At 50.7% G+C, this 14,966-nt stretch carries 12 protein-coding genes and 1 pseudogene; 6 read left to right on the top strand and 7 right to left on the bottom strand.

Annotated elements, in window-relative coordinates:
* Nucleotides 1-1,175 (bottom strand): S-layer homology domain-containing protein (locus H6F43_RS13650; RefSeq protein ID WP_190343287.1); only part of this gene is annotated, 1,175 nt, incomplete at its 3' end.
* 698 nt (nt 1,176-1,873) lie between these two features.
* On the opposite strand from H6F43_RS13650, the gene H6F43_RS13645 reads away from it, so the two are divergent.
* On the top strand, nt 1,874-2,095 hold the full coding sequence (locus H6F43_RS13645; protein WP_190343286.1) for a hypothetical protein: 222 nt from the start codon (nt 1,874-1,876) through the stop codon (nt 2,093-2,095).
* Nucleotides 2,096-2,179: 84 nt separating this feature from the next.
* Nucleotides 2,180-3,988, top strand: coding sequence for an aspartate--tRNA ligase (aspS, locus tag H6F43_RS13640; RefSeq protein WP_190343285.1), 1,809 nt, complete (start codon nt 2,180-2,182; stop codon nt 3,986-3,988).
* A gap of 195 nt (nt 3,989-4,183) precedes the next feature.
* Here the strand turns inward: aspS and H6F43_RS13635 are convergent, their stop codons facing one another.
* The 3 genes from H6F43_RS13635 to H6F43_RS13625 form a co-directional block, all read right to left on the bottom strand.
* A complete protein-coding gene (locus H6F43_RS13635; protein WP_190343284.1) occupies nt 4,184-4,390 on the bottom strand; it encodes a hypothetical protein in 207 nt (68 codons plus the stop codon).
* Nucleotides 4,391-4,699: 309 nt separating this feature from the next.
* Nucleotides 4,700-6,460 carry an SWIM zinc finger family protein gene (locus tag H6F43_RS13630; RefSeq protein ID WP_190343283.1) on the bottom strand — a complete coding sequence of 587 codons (1,761 nt, stop codon included), beginning with the start codon at nt 6,458-6,460 and terminating at the stop codon, nt 4,700-4,702.
* A gap of 206 nt (nt 6,461-6,666) precedes the next feature.
* On the bottom strand, nt 6,667-7,467 hold the full coding sequence (locus H6F43_RS13625) for a TetR/AcrR family transcriptional regulator (protein WP_190343282.1): 801 nt from the start codon (nt 7,465-7,467) through the stop codon (nt 6,667-6,669).
* Between the two features lie 52 nt (nt 7,468-7,519).
* Between H6F43_RS13625 and H6F43_RS13620 the strand changes: the two genes are divergently transcribed.
* Nucleotides 7,520-8,512 (top strand): Rieske 2Fe-2S domain-containing protein, encoded by a 993-nt coding sequence (locus H6F43_RS13620; protein WP_190343281.1) that lies wholly within the window; start codon nt 7,520-7,522, stop codon nt 8,510-8,512.
* A 39-nt stretch (nt 8,513-8,551) separates the two neighbouring features.
* On the opposite strand, the pseudogene H6F43_RS23160 reads toward H6F43_RS13620, so the two are convergent.
* The 3 genes and pseudogenes from H6F43_RS23160 to H6F43_RS23155 all read right to left on the bottom strand — a co-directional run.
* Nucleotides 8,552-8,788, bottom strand: a pseudogene (locus tag H6F43_RS23160) (B12-binding domain-containing radical SAM protein); the annotation flags it as partial.
* Nucleotides 8,789-8,809: 21 nt separating this feature from the next.
* On the bottom strand, nt 8,810-9,796 hold the full coding sequence (locus H6F43_RS13615; RefSeq protein WP_190343280.1) for a nucleoside hydrolase: 987 nt from the start codon (nt 9,794-9,796) through the stop codon (nt 8,810-8,812).
* A gap of 309 nt (nt 9,797-10,105) precedes the next feature.
* On the bottom strand, nt 10,106-11,341 hold the full coding sequence (locus H6F43_RS23155; protein WP_199290340.1) for a response regulator: 1,236 nt from the start codon (nt 11,339-11,341) through the stop codon (nt 10,106-10,108).
* 813 nt (nt 11,342-12,154) lie between these two features.
* On the opposite strand from H6F43_RS23155, the gene H6F43_RS13605 reads away from it, so the two are divergent.
* The 3 genes from H6F43_RS13605 to H6F43_RS13595 form a co-directional block, all read left to right on the top strand.
* On the top strand, nt 12,155-12,520 hold the full coding sequence (locus H6F43_RS13605; RefSeq protein ID WP_190343279.1) for a response regulator: 366 nt from the start codon (nt 12,155-12,157) through the stop codon (nt 12,518-12,520).
* Nucleotides 12,521-12,524: 4 nt separating this feature from the next.
* On the top strand, nt 12,525-13,478 hold the full coding sequence (locus tag H6F43_RS13600) for a chemotaxis protein CheW (protein ID WP_190343278.1): 954 nt from the start codon (nt 12,525-12,527) through the stop codon (nt 13,476-13,478).
* A 40-nt stretch (nt 13,479-13,518) separates the two neighbouring features.
* Nucleotides 13,519-14,966: GAF domain-containing protein (locus H6F43_RS13595; protein WP_190343277.1), on the top strand; the 1,448-nt coding region annotated here is incomplete at its 3' end.

Here is a 14,966-nt window from a genome sequence, read left to right as displayed (position 1 = left end):
GCGATAAGCTCAGTCCGATCGCGGCCCAGAATCGCGCTAGCGAGGGCACCCACTGCCGCACCGCCCAACACTTCCTCAGCTTTGATGGTGCGATCGCCCGTGACGCCAGCGATGGCAGCAGCAGCTCCAGCACCTACCACGGTGCTCGTTAAGATCTTGCCTGTGGTAGCACCCCGACGAACGGTTTCTGTGCGGGTAATCACTTCAGAGTTGGCGCTAACTGGAATTTGTTGACCGTTAGCCAGCACAATCTGGCTAGCCACAAACTGAGCACCCCCCTGTACGGTCCGCAGCTCTCCTACCACATCGCTGCCTGCAGGAATCAGCACCGCACCGTTAGACGTGACGATGTTCTGTGCCACTTTCAGCGTCAAGGGTGCGGGCTTGGGTTCATTCTTCGCTAGCAGAATGCGTTCAGCCTGTTCGTAACGGACTGGGATCGCTGTTCCTGCCGGAATTCGTACAGCTTGGGGCGCTGTTGCCTGACCCACAATGTACGGCGAGTTGATGGCAGCAACTTGTCCAGAGCTTACCAGCGCTTGGTAGATGAACGCGGCGACTTCTGCGCGAGTTGCAGTCTGGTTGGGACTCAGCGTGCGAACATCGGGATAGTTGACCACGATCCGTCGCTCGGTCGCAGCGGCAATGCTGGGACGGGCATAGCCAGGAATGCTAGCGGCGTCGTTGTACGCTACCAGTACGTTGTCTACGGTGCCAGTGGCAGCGTAGTTCAAGCCATTGGCTAGCGACACCAACACTTGCGCGCGAGGAATGTTTTCGTTCGGGCGGAAGCTGCCGTCGGGGTAGCCTGCTAAGAAGCCTGTAGAGTAAGCTTCTTGGATGGCGGCTGCTGCCCAGTAGTTAGAGGGCACATCGTTAAACTGCGCCGGATTGCGGATCGCTTGGCGGCTAAACGCTTTGCGGATCATTGAGGCAAACTGAGCGCGGGTAACAGGTTCCTCTGGACGGAACGTGCCATCGGGGAAGCCCGCGATTACCTGACGGGTCACGAGTTCCTGAATAAAGCTGCTTGCCCAGTAGTTAGAGGGCACATCGGGAAAGGCGGTTTGCGCTACAGCAGGCGCGGTCATCACGATCGGCGCGGCTGTTCCGGTCACGAGTCCTAAGGCAACGAGGACTGCGGTTCCAGATTTCCAAGAATTTGAGTAGGACATGAGAGAGTACTCCGAAGACACATCGACAATGCTTAAATTTTTGACGCTGGAGAGCTTTTAGGGTTCCTTAACCTGTTCTTAGTAAGAACTCGCTGTTTTTGGCTGAGAATCAGGGTTTTTGACTGCCTTATCAGCTCTCGTAGATGACATGACGAGACAGGTTTCCATTAGTTGCGACAACTGTGCAAGCTAGACGATCGTCACAGGTGTTACCACGCTATCCGTTCTTTTGACCGCGATGATACTCGCTCACGCAATGGATGAACGAGAAATCTGCAAGCTTTGCAAGATGGAAGGTCAGCTAATGACTGAGGTAGTGTTCCCGCGATCGTTCGGAAGATCACAGTTCTGTGCTTCAAGCTTGTTGCTTACGCCTTCAGCGTCGTTGCCTGAACCAGTCTCTCAGTCGAGCACTGTAGCGTCTTCATCGACTGCTGCGTTTCAGCAAACGTTAGACATTGATTTTATTCCTGTCTTAACTCTCGGACGATCGCTTGAGCGAGATTTTTAGACCGCAGGGAATCGAAGGGACAGAGGATTTGGCGGTTCTCTAGAGACAGTCAGATGAGCGCGTCTTCTACGTCTGCTAGTCGGTGTTCTCATTCAGCAGGATGCAAGTCAGCAAGCGGTGAACGGTCGTTGCCTGTTCGTCTGTTAACACAAGCATTTACTTCCCTCCTCTATCGCCTTTGGACAGAATGAGCGCGTTCGACCAGCCTCCGCGCGATCGGCAGGGCAGGGCTGACGTGCCCCGCGATCGGAATTGTCCCAATGAGAAAACGAGCCATATTAATCTCTCAGGTGTAAATCCTCAGCCGGACTTTGGCAGCGTCCACCACTGTCGTCAACTCGATCGTCATTACAGTTTGCACAAAGATTGCGTCAACGCTAGACCGGATGGCGGTCGAGATGCTGGATAATTGGATTTGCCTTTACGCCCACGACGATCGAGTCGCTAGACTAAACCCATACCTATTTGTTGTAGAGCACCTGAATCAAACGCCATGCGAAGCCACTACTGCGGTCAACTCCGCGCCAGCCACATTGGAGAGACTGTTACCCTGTGCGGTTGGGTAGACCGTCGCCGCGATCACGGAGGTGTGATCTTCGTCGATTTGCGCGATCGCACGGGCATTGTTCAAGTTGTCAGCGACCCAGAGCGGACACCAACCTCGTATCCGCAGGCAGACGGACTGCGCAACGAATACGTCGTCAAAATCTCCGGTCGCGTCACCCAACGTCCCGAAGTGTCGCTCAACTCGCGCATTGCAACCGGAGACGTCGAGATTTACGCCGACCAGATCGAAATCCTTAACGCGGTGCGGAAGCAGCTTCCGTTCCAGGTATCGCGAGCCGAAGACGAACCCGTGCGGGAAGAACTGCGGCTGAAATATCGCTACCTAGATTTACGGCGGGAGCGCATGAGCCGAAATCTACAGCTGCGGCATAACTTAATCAAGACGGTGCGCCGCTTTTTGGAAGATACCGAAGGCTTTATGGAGGTCGAGACGCCGATTTTGACGCGATCGACCCCGGAGGGTGCACGCGACTACTTGGTGCCGTCGCGGGTAAACCCAAGCGAGTGGTATGCCCTACCGCAGTCGCCGCAGTTGTTTAAGCAGTTGCTCATGGTGTCGGGGTGCGATCGCTACTATCAAGTTGCCCGCTGTTTTCGGGATGAAGACTTGCGGGCAGAGCGTCAGCCAGAATTTACCCAACTGGACATGGAAATGAGCTTCATGACCCAGGAGGAGATTCTGCACCTGAACGAACGGCTGGTGTGCCACATCCTCAAGACCATGAAAGGAATTGAGGTGCCAATGCCATTTCCGCGCTTGACGTACGCAGAAGCCATGTCGCGCTACGGCAGCGACAAACCCGATACGCGCTTTGAACTAGAACTGGTGGACGTGTCGGATGTGGTCAAAAATTCTGGCTTCAAGGTGTTCGCGGACGCGGTGAACAAAGGCGGCATGGTCAAAATTCTGCCGATTCCCAACGGCAATGACGTGATCTCCAACGTGCGGATCAAGCCCGGTGGTGATTTGTTCAAGGAAGCGACCGACATGGGCGCGAGAGGACTGGCATACATCCGCGTGCGCGACAGCGGCGAAATCGACACGATCGGCGCGATCAAAGACAACCTCAGCGACGAGCAGCAGCAGGAGATCCTGAAGCGGACCGGAGCGCAACCCGGACATTTGCTGCTGTTTGCAGCAGGCGACACGGTGACGGTGAATAAAACGCTCGATCGCCTGCGGCAGTGTTTGGGTCAAGAACTCGGATTGATTGACCCCGATCGAATTAATTTGCTGTGGGTGACGGATTTTCCCATGTTCGAGTGGAACCCTGACGAAAAGCGACTGGAGGCACTGCATCACCCCTTCACCGCACCCCATCCAGACGACCTCGACGACTTAAAGACGGCTCGTGCTCAGGCGTATGACTTGGTGTACAACGGCGTTGAGGCGGGTGGCGGCAGCGTCCGGATCTTTCAGCCAGAAGTGCAAACCAAGGTGTTTGAGCTGATTGGGCTATCTGAGGAAGAGGCGCAGAACAAATTTGGCTTCTTTGTAGAAGCGTTTGACTACGGTGCGCCGCCACACGGGGGCATTGCCTACGGCATCGATCGCTGGGTGATGCTGCTGTCAGGTGAAGAGTCGATCCGCGATGTGATCGCCTTCCCAAAAACGCAGCAAGCCCGCTGTTTGCTGACCAATGCACCATCTGGCGTAGACGACAGGCAGCTTAAAGAACTGCACGTGGCATCGACCTATAAGCCGAAGCCGTTAAAGGATGCAGCGGGTGCGTAATCCGGCTAATTGACTTATGAAACCGGAACTGGTGGCAATTTCTGCCACCAGCAGCGCTGCAATTGATAACCGCATTAAGTTGATTCGACGGCAGGCGTATGGCTTTGTGAATTTCAAAAATTCTCGGGAGTGCTTCTTGGCTGGCTTCGCTGATAACCAGAAGTTATCACCGCCTTAACGGGAGAACCGCTAAATTTATCGCTTTAGTACAGCTGATTCCGCCAGAGGCTGTGACAGGCGCGCTACTTTACCTGTGGATACTGCTTGCTGAAGGGTGATCAACGACTCGATATCAGATAGCGTGCAGGGCAACTCTGCAAGATGCCGGATCGCGGCTTCTGATTCACTGGTTAGGTAGCCTGCTCGAAGCGCTGCTTGCACAATCTGGCGAAGTTGAGTCATGGTGCAGTCCTGATGTAACGACATGAGGCTAGTATCCCCATCAATCGGCGGATCTCCTGTGATGTCAGCTTTACAAAGTTGTGATGTGACCAAAGGGCGATCGGTGACGCTGCCCGAGTTTTCGTGTGAGCAAAATCACTCATTGCTTTTATAGCTTGTCCTTTAGTCCATACCAGCTCTCTAAATTCCAGCTACAGATCAAACCACTAAAACGTAAGCAGACTCAAGCTTCTGCAATTCGAAATTCGAAATTCGAATTTCGAATTGCAGCAGTAGCTGCGCTGCCGATCGCCCGAAGCGCTCGACCTATCACCGCAGTTGCTTGAATAAATCCATTAGTTTACGTTTGCGGGCGTGGATGGACTGCAATTGATTGAAATACGTCGTCCAAACCGCTTGCTGTCCCGATTGAACATAAGCCGCTTTTGCTTGTTGTAGCCATCGCACCGCTTCCTGGTAGCGATCGGCTTTGCCTTGCTCCATAATCGGTTCTGCCCGTTGGCGAGCCGCTTCGATCACCCAATTGGGATGGGTAGGCACTGCTGCCTGCATAACGCGATGGGTCAACTCAGAGCGGTAATAACCGTCAGATTGCACCGCTTGAATCGCATCATCCAGCAATCCCTCATGCAGGAAAATGTCCACCTTTGCGTCCCTAGCTTCCCAGTCTCGGGACTGGCGCAGCGTTTCCAGCAAGTCTGGTTTAATGCCTTCCCACTGATGAGCCGCGAGATGCGTGATCCGTTGATAATCTGAAAAGCTGGGACGCAGCTTAAAAGCGAGAATACTGGCATCCCGTGCAGCGGCTGAATCTCCTAGTCCTTCTGCCAGTTCACTAGTCCAACTGGCTAGGGCATATCGGCAATTTCCAGGTAGGGGGAGCCCAGCTTGAGCGATCGCCAATGCCTCAGATAAATGATTTTTCTCTCGTAACGTCTTTGCTAGAGCAAACGCTTCTTCAGCCGTGGTCATCCGCTCGCGGGCAGCAGCCATCGCGGCATCAATGCTGCCTATTTCCGCTAATCGCGTTAAGTATTGCAGCATCAATCCTCCTGTACGAGCCAGGTTCAAATATTCCTGTTGTCGTCCCTGCCGATCGAGTATTTGCAGCCTCACCCATGCAAGATCCTGACCAAAGGTAGTGTTTAACCGTTCTGGATCAGCGTAGCCGTTACCTTGTAGTGCCCGTTGTAGATCCGGATCATGCCAACCTTGCTGTAACGCCGCTAAACTCATAGAAAAATCGGCATCCATCGCATCTTGCCACTCTTCCAACATCACCCGCAAATCCACAACGTCAGGTGGCGAGAGATCAGCGCTCAGAATCGCCTCAGCCCAAGCTTCGTTCAGCGACTCGGCAATCGGAAAAGAATCACCTCCGTAATCGCTGATGTCATCCCATTCGTCTACACAGGCTTCAGTAATGGCTGACAAAATGGCGATCGCGCTATCCCCATCTTCGCTTCTAGAAAAAGCCTGTGCCTTTTCAATCACACTCAATAGATCATCGCTAAATGGATCATCTTCATACCCTTCCTCTAGCGATCGCACGCCCTCTCGCAAAATGTGCTTCACCTGCCGTCGAAAGGGAGCCACATCCAAGGTCGTGCGGCGACGGGGCGCAGCAGTCTGTACAGGTGGAGCAGGATTAGACAGCAGCATGACGTGGCGATCGACCGCATCGATCAGTTCTGGTTGCTCTTCGACTAACGCTTGCACCAATCGTTGCGTTTGCAAATGATCCAATCGATCTAACAACTGCGGCAGCGTTGGTCGGAGTTCAATTCGATCGGCTTGCCGCACCCAAGTCAGCGCTGCTGCCACAATATGTTTACACCAGCTTTCATAGTCATACGGGCAGGTACAGCGAGCCGAAGTAATGCCACCGGAGCCGAACTGAAGACTGACCCGGTAGGGAGCAACTTCACTGCCTTCGACGTCTGCATGAATAATATTGCCCCGCTGCACCAGATCGGTCACGACTCCCCGATGGTAGTAATCTTCTCCCCGACTAAAGGAGTTGTCGGTTGCGTGATGTTGAATCGTTGTTTCTGAAATTGGTGCTGCCATGTTTAATTGCAACCTCCATACCCTGATGATTTCAATCCTCGAATCTTCAACGGATCATTGATTCAGCAAAGATTAGCTTGAAAGAGCGTCAGAAGGGTAGCGATCGACGATAGGTACTGGAGTCATGCGTTGCCTCGTGATAAATTGCCGCGATCGCCTCTCCTCAATCTAAAGGTACATCTGCATCTAATACAGTGCTGTTTGATTCATCCTATGGTCGATCGCAGCCTAGACTCCACAAACTGCTTTCCACACTCCTTGCAGCGGTAGCACTGCTTTCCCCGACGATATCCGTTTTTAGATAGCTGCTGCGATCGGCAGTGCGGGCATATCATTACTTTCATTACATTACTCAACTGATTGTCTCCCACGTGCGGCTCTAAATATGACACCAGCAGTTCCTCAATCTGTTGAGTCAACCCTTGGCGGCGCTCCTCCTCTAGACTGCGAAGTGCCGCCAGCATGACCGCATTGCTGCTGTGCACACAGACCTCGGCAAGCAGACTGTATTGTGCCTCTGTCAGAGCAGGGTTTCGCTGCTTCAAAACACTTGCCATGAAATTGATTGCCTCCTGAGTCATGCTTTCATCGATCGACTGAAAGATTTCGCGTGCCAGATAAAACTGCACAAATACCACCCGTGATACGGGCTGCTCAAACAGTTCTGCAACAGCACTGGCAATCGCCTGAATCATCTGACGGAGTGGCAACTGAACAATGGCTGGGATATCTACCTGTGCCCACATTGCCTTTACGCGCTCCGCGTGGCGTAACTCCATCGCTTTGAAAATGGCAGCTTTGTCAGGAAAAAATTGATACAGTGACCCGATCGCTGTCCCTGCTTTGGCTGCAATTAAATGGGTCGTTGTCGCGTCGTACCCCACCTCATCAAACACAGCGGCTGCCGCATCCAGAATCTTTTCGACTCGTTCTTTGCCTCGCTGCTGTTTCGGCTGACGCCGCAGATTTGATGAATGAGTGCTTGACGAATGTGAATCTTTTGTCATATTTTAGAAACACGACATAATTTTCACAATTTTATACCTCGCGGAGAACACCATGCAGTCGATGCTTCCCGGTGCGCCCTGGCTATTGGCGCACAAATCTATGCTGAGCGTGAATCAACCCCAGAAAGTTTCTTTATATGGCGCAGACTATGTGATGTGGAAAGACGCAACTGGAGCTATTCATGCCCTGCCCAATGCCTGCCCTCACATGGGAGCCATGCTGTCAGAGGGGTGGTGTGAAGTCGAAAGTAATGGCACCAGTGCGGTTGTCTGCCCGTTCCACGCCCTCAAGTTTGATGCAGAAGGCTCCACGGTTTTACCTGGATCAGACAAGAAAACATTATCCTTACTGAAGCCTTTAGAGTTAACGATTCAAGGAGATTTCGTCTGGTCTTATGGCGGATACGAGCCGAAGATCCCCATTCCTACCGTACTCAATGAGATTGCAAACACGTATGAATTCGTTGGGCATACTGCAGATCGCAGTGTTGAAACAGATCTGCTAAGTATGCTGCTGAATATGCATGATTACAATCATCAAAACGGCACCCATCGGGATTTGTTTCGAATTACCGACGTGGAGTTTCATCAGTTTATTGATGATGGACACCGTTCTCATGCGTTTTATGACATGCCTACAGCGCCCTACAGCTTGACCGAAAAGCTGAGAAAACCTGATTTGATGCTGTTACCCAGCACAATTAAAGCACGCCTGGAAAATCACTTTCCGTCCTTGGTAATTTTTCATGGCGAAATGCCATTCGGTAAAGCTGCACAGTGTCATTTCTTTGTGCCAGAGTCTGAACATCGAACTCGAACTTATATTCTGCTTTTCGGTCAAGCCAAGCATTCAATCTTTAAGCTGCTTAGCAGCACTTATCTCAAGTTTGGTAAGGTCGTGGTGGATCAAGATGCGGATATCCTAGGGAAGATTTATCCGAATACACCTCAGAAAGTCAAACTTAATAACGAGGTAGGGATGGACTGGGTGCGGCGTAACTTTGAGAGCTTTCCCACGGTTGTAGAGCCAAATCTTTCCAAGTAATGTCTTGTCAACGCAAGAATGAACGACACGATCGCTGAGACAGCCGCGAGAAAACTGCACCGCAATCGTAAGGTAGGCATTCAGGTTTAGCAAATCGAAGCGCGGAGTCGGTGTCTGAGTTACATCTGGCTTGTCGAGCGATCGAAAAATTCCGTGCTCCTCGCCGCGCTCCAGCGCCTCCAAAAACAGGGGAATGGTGCATTCCCCTCCATCCAAAATTAGGTGCACCCCTGCTTCCAATGGATTTAGTACAGAGGTTGGGAATGAACCGCCCACAAGGAATATCCTGCTGGAATGTCAGTTTCTACTGATGAGGTATTTCAAATCCTCAATAAAGCTAGTGAAGAAATTAGCTTCATCTATCCTCAACGCAACCCAAGCATTCGCTCCTGTCTTCGCAGCACGTCGATCGTCAGTTAATGTTTGTCCGCGAGTCCATTCGCCCTTGGTTTCAATTCTGACTCTGGCTCTTTTCAACATTAAAGTTTCTGGATAAAACAAATAGCCTAACGTTGCTGCATCGTGAACGAGAAAGCCATTAATTCCACCTGTTTCGCGATAGCCCAGCGCAGTTCCAATCATAAACTCGCAGAGAGAAACCAGAAACTTAGAAAGGCGGCTCTCAGAATTAACTTGACTCACCGCTTGCGCCATTTCTCTCGTAAAAATCAGCTGAGTTGTGACATCTAGCGGCATCACCACGAGGTCATTCCGACTCGCGAAGACAGTTTGCGCGGCTTCTGGGTTAAACCAGACATTAAACTCAGCGTGAGGAGTGACATTGCCAGGACGTTGAAATGCCCCAGCCATCAGCACAACTTCCTTGGCTTTTCTCAGGATGCCAGGCTGTCTCTCTTCCGCCGCCGCCAAATTTGTCAAAGGACCGATCGCCACCAGCGTAATTTCCCCGGGTGCCGCATTGAGTTTGTCAATGATCAATTCATCAGAGTAGCGAGCCGTTTCATAGGAGCGTGTAGCAGCCGGCAACGTTGTGGATAAATTACCCATGCCGTCTGCTCCGTGAATGTGAGCCGCATCCTCTTCTGCTGCCGCTTTCAGCGGCACTCCTCGACCGACTTCAACGTGATGCAATCCACCAAGATTCAGAATTTGACTCGCGCTGGAGAAGGTTTTTTGGGCAGAGACATTGCCAGCAGCGGAGGTGACAGCAACGAGTTCTCCCAAATTTTGCTTCACCAAACTCAGTAGCCATAAAAATGCAAAGATATCGTCGCCACCCGGATCAGTATCGAGAATTATTTTGGCTGTGTTCGTTTGGGTCATAACCAGCAAAAGGGTTCAATCTTTCAAGCGAATGACAAGCTCGATACGTTTTGGGCGATCGCTGTTTGAGCTACGCTTGCCTGATTCACGCTCTCACTTACTCGAAGCAAGCTTCATGGCTGTAAAATCAAGCTGCATCTTCACAGGTACAAGGCTCTTTAAGCTGCTCCAGTGTTGTAAGGATGATACCAGTCTCGGCTGTAAATCTCTTCAGGAACCATCAGAAGCGCGACCTGTTCAGCAATGGTAAAAGCAATGCTAACGCCATTGTGTGAGCCACAAATTACGCCGTGATGCTGAGTAAGCGATTTACTCTCGTCCTAAATACTTTTGTACGACGGCTTGCACTTTTTTAGGGTCGATCGGCTTTGACAAAAAGCCAGTTGAACCGACTATCTTTGCGCGCACCCGATCCACAATGCCATCATTGCTGGTGAGGATAATAATAGGGGTATCCTTGAACCTCGAAACGCGGCGAATTTGAGCACAAGCTTCGTACCCGTTGACGATCGGCATTACGAGATCTAAGAAAACCAGTTTAGGTTTATGTTCTAGCAGAAGCGGTAATGCTTGAAGCGGGTCCTGAATGTGGATAAACCGATAGCCCATATTCGTGAGAATTTGATTCATCGTCTGACCATCGACTTTGTAGTCGTCAACGTAGGCAATCAAGGGGGCGTCAAGGCTAGGCTCTACGAAGGACTTAGGTGAAGGAGCCTGAACTAGTGAGGACTGCACTAGTTCAGGTACAGCAAGATAGGTAAAGGGCTTAAAGTCTTCAATGTCTAATAGCTTCACTAACCCTTGCTGTATGTACGGCAAAAGTGATTTAGTCACAGTCAATAAATTTTTATTTGACTTCATTGCTAAATCTCTTAGCGTTCGGTTGCCGTCAATTGTCGCAACCAGGTTTTGGTAAGTGCTAGGCAAAACCTGTTGCTTTAAGGCATCAGTATCCCAAAGCGAAGGGGCATGATTTGGAGAGTAATCTTCTAGTCCGGCACGCTGCCACGTTTGCCACGTCTCTATTGCTTGCGACCACAGAGCATCGAGTGAAACGGCTACAGACAATGGATGAGTGCTCAACGGAACGTAGTTAAATTTGAGCTGCAAGCTAGAGCTATATCCGCGCTGCGCCCACTGCTGGTGAAGATCAAACAGAATCTCTGTGACAAGACCTGTCAAAATTGCTTCCACATCTTGCGGCTGAATCTTTGTTTGCAACAGCAGCGTTGTTAAAAACTCGTAGCTCCCAGACTGAATGTGCCCTATTTCGTTAATAGTAGCAGCCACTTCTGCCGAACACTGCCGGGATATGTGTCGATGCAATCGTCGGATGGGATGGACTCCACCGTCTCCCCAGACTAAATTGCCTTCTTCAAAATATAGGCTCAAGGGTCGCGGTTGGGCAAATTGAATCTTTAAGTCTAGCTGACCTGTGAATTTCTCCTCACTACAGTACTGAAGATGCTCCCTTAGCGCTGTGACACTAGAAGCAAAGACAAACGCATACTTTGTCGCTTGGAGAGAGTAGATTTGATTCACGAGATTTATTCTTTTGGCTCAGTATTTAGGGGCTACTTAATTACTTTTCGCACCTCGGTTGGTCGCTGAATCGGGCTATAATCTAGCGGTTTCAGCCTCGATCGCCTTGACTCAACTCCTACAAAATTTTTCTTACAGCCCAGCTCAACACTTTATTCTGGCAGCGTTTCTCAAATCCGCAAAAAAGAGGAGAAAGTTAACAATTAGTTGAGCCATTGAGTAACAACAATCTTTTCTACACAAGTCATTGTTAACATTAATCATTTAAAGCGTGATGTTTTATAAAGAATTTATAAAGCACAATCGCTTTGTTTTCATGCCGCCGTATCACATGCTACTAATGGTAACGATACACGCTCTAAACGCATTTCTATAGAGCTGTACTGCGGCAAACAGCACTGCTTCAGGGCATCACCACATTGCAGTTTTTTGACCTTTACTGGCAGTTGAAGTATCAATCTCAAATTATCCTAAGGATATGAAATCTGCGTTAAGAAGACTTTGATGAAATACTATTTAGGGTTTCACAAGCTGTCTTCACATGACGCTAAATAGAGATGAGTTAAAAAAGCCACTAACCCTGTTAGTACAGAGTTTTAAGGTAGCTTGTTGGCTTACCTGGAGAAACGCTGTCACCTAATCTCAGTGCTTCAATTTTCATATAGTTCGCCTTGTAACAGCACTCACTTTCTGTTTTCAATGCGCAGTCCCAGTTTCTTAGCGTGGCGCGTTAATTCGCTTAATGTAGTCATGTCGGACTGCTTAGCGCAACGGCTACAAATCAGTCACTTAATGTAATAGCTTTGGAGAAAGATGAGTACGATTTTGCTGGTCGAAGATAGCCTGACGGAATCAAAAAAGCTAACTCACTACTTGCAGCAGTCTGGTTTAACGGTCGTCAGTGTTGGAAGCGTAGAGGAAGCGCAAGAAAAACTGACTTCCTACAAGCCAGATTTAATTGTGCTGGATGTGATTCTACCAGGGCAAAGCGGATTTGAATTATGCCATGAGCTGAAAACTAATCCGGGAACAGTTTCCATCCCAGTGGTCATTTGTTCGTCTAAGGGAACACAAGCGGACAAGCTATGGGGCGATTTGTTGGGAGCAGATGCCTATCTTCCTAAGCCAGTTGATCAACGTGAATTTGTCCAGACGATTCAGCAGTTGATGAGGAGATAAGGCAGTGGGCAATCCTCAACTTGCAGATTCGTCAGATGCCTTGGCGCTGGTGAAACGCGGCGATCCAAATGCGATCGCCGGATTGCTCAACCAAGTCCTCAATCCTAGAGGCATCTTTGCGAGAGTGGGCAGCCACGGCAACTGTTTGGGAATTTTGCTGGAGTCAGCACCCGTTCCCGATCAGGACGAGATGGTTACTGCAATTCGTCAACTCTTTGATGACCTAAAGCCAGAGTCAATCAAGTTTGTCAAAGTGGGCGGCTACCGACCGGGACAAAATTTACCCGCGTGGTATGAGGAAATCGAGCTAGAGGGAGCGCTAACCCTTGCTGAATCTAGCTACCGCGCTGCTTCTGTAGAAAGTTGGTTGAATCAAGGCTTGGAGCCGATCGGCGGCTATGCAGCCAATCATCAACTCAGTGGATTACCTCAGCCGTTAGGTCAACGCTCACCGTTCAACAGCGCTCAATCGCTCAATGGTACGCGGTCTGAGACTGAACGACGGTTCTTGCGCTTTTATATCAACGATCGGGAAACTGCCCTATTGCCGCTCAGCAGCATTCAGCAGGTGCGAAAGGTGCCCGTGATGGAAATTTTGCCCGTTCCTCATATGCCCGATTGCGTGCTGGGAATTTACAACTGGCAGGGAGAGATGCTGTGGCTGGTGGATTTGGCACAGCAATTAGGCTTTGCGTCTTCACTAACCGATTTTCGCTCCTTAGAGACGGTAAGCACGATCGCCATTCAAACCAATCACACCTGTTTGGGAATGGTGGTACCTCAGACGATCGACATTGAAACCCATAATTTGCAGCAGTTGCAGCCGCCAACCGTAGGGTTGTTTTCTGCCAAATTGTTGTCTTGCATGCAAGGTTACTTCGTCGCGTCCAGTAGCCCCGTCCTCAATGCCAAAGCATTGGCTCAAGACCCGCTCCTTCAGGTGCACTACCCTCGTTAATTTCTTCCGATAACCCGATCCCTGAACGGAGAGTTTGTTCATGACTAGCTTCTCAACGAATTCTGGTACAAATCATGCTGCAACTGGTGGCCAGTCCGATCGTGCATCCAACCATGCGTTTCACAACTGGATGAAAGACGCAGGAATTGCTGTGCCATCGGTGGCTAGTCCTGATGTTGCGGCTACAGACACCGATGGCATCCGCACACCTTCTGAGTTCGCGGGTCAAGAAGGCGATGTGGTTTCATCTACGATGCAAGACGGTCTTAAAGTCGTGCGTCAGCAGGCGTTGGCGATCGGGCAGCGGATTCGTCAAGGCACAGATTTAGACGAAGTATGCCAGATTACCGTTGCCCAAGTGCAAGAGAGTTTGCAAGCCGATCGCGTGCTGCTTTACCGCTTTAGCACCGAGAACCAAGGCACTGTGGTTGCAGAAGCCTTAGATCCTAGCTGGACTCCGGCACTGGGCGAAACGCTATCTGCGCTATGTTTTGGTGCAAATCAGGCAGCAGAATACGGGCGAAAACAAGCGATCGCACTCCACGATGTTACCCAAGCAAATCCGTCCCCGTACTGGAAGCAGCTTTTAGAAAAATTTCAGGTGAAGGCAAGCTTGGCGCTGCCGCTCTGGATTAACGGGCAAGTTTGGGGATTACTGGTTGCCCAGCAGTGTCGACAACCGAGACACTGGCAAGAGATTGAAATAAGCTTGCTGGCTCAAGTCGTAACTGAGCTAGCGCTGACGCTTCAGCCAGTCGAATTTCGGATCCAGCAGCAGCAGTCGCTAGAGCGGGAACACGTCATTGCTAAAGCAATGAGCCGGATTCAGCAGTCGCTCGATGTGAACACCATTTTTCGCAACACGACTCAGGAAGTTCGACGCTTGCTGAAGTGCGATCGCGTGGTGGTGTATCGCTTTGATGCCGACTGGAGCGGTCAATTTGTTGCTGAATCGGTCGCTAGTGGTTGGACTCCCTTGCTGAATGAGGGCGATCGAGGTTCCTTTGTCCGAGATGCCCTCAAAGGCTGCCGCATGAAAACCTTTACTGCTAACCCGCACCAAGATGACTACATGCGGGACACCCAGGGAGGACAAACCCAGCAGCGCAGTAGCTTTATCGTGAATGATCTCCTGAACTCAGGCTTGAACGAGTGCTACGTCGAGACGCTGCAACGCTATGAGGTTCGATCGTATCTAATCGTCCCGATTAAGCAAGGGCAGAACGTTTGGGGACTATTGGCGGCGTATCAGAACTCTGGTCCTCGTCAGTGGCAAGAAGCAGAAGTCTCCACCCTGACGCGACTTGCCGATCAGCTAGGGATTGCTATTCAGCAGACAGAACAAACCACTCAGCTCACGCGCGCCGCCGAGCAGGAGCAGGCACTCAACCGCGTAATCACCAAGATTCGCCAAGTGTCCGATTTGGACAGCATCTTTAGCACCACGACTCAGGAAGTGCGGCGTCTGTTCAACATCGAGCGCGTCAC

It is taken from the genome of Leptolyngbya sp. FACHB-36 (assembly GCF_014695955.1).
Lineage (GTDB): Bacteria > Cyanobacteriota > Cyanobacteriia > Leptolyngbyales > Leptolyngbyaceae > FACHB-36.
The sequence above is the reverse complement of the archived record's forward strand: the minus strand, read 5'-3'. Positions and strand labels throughout refer to the sequence as shown.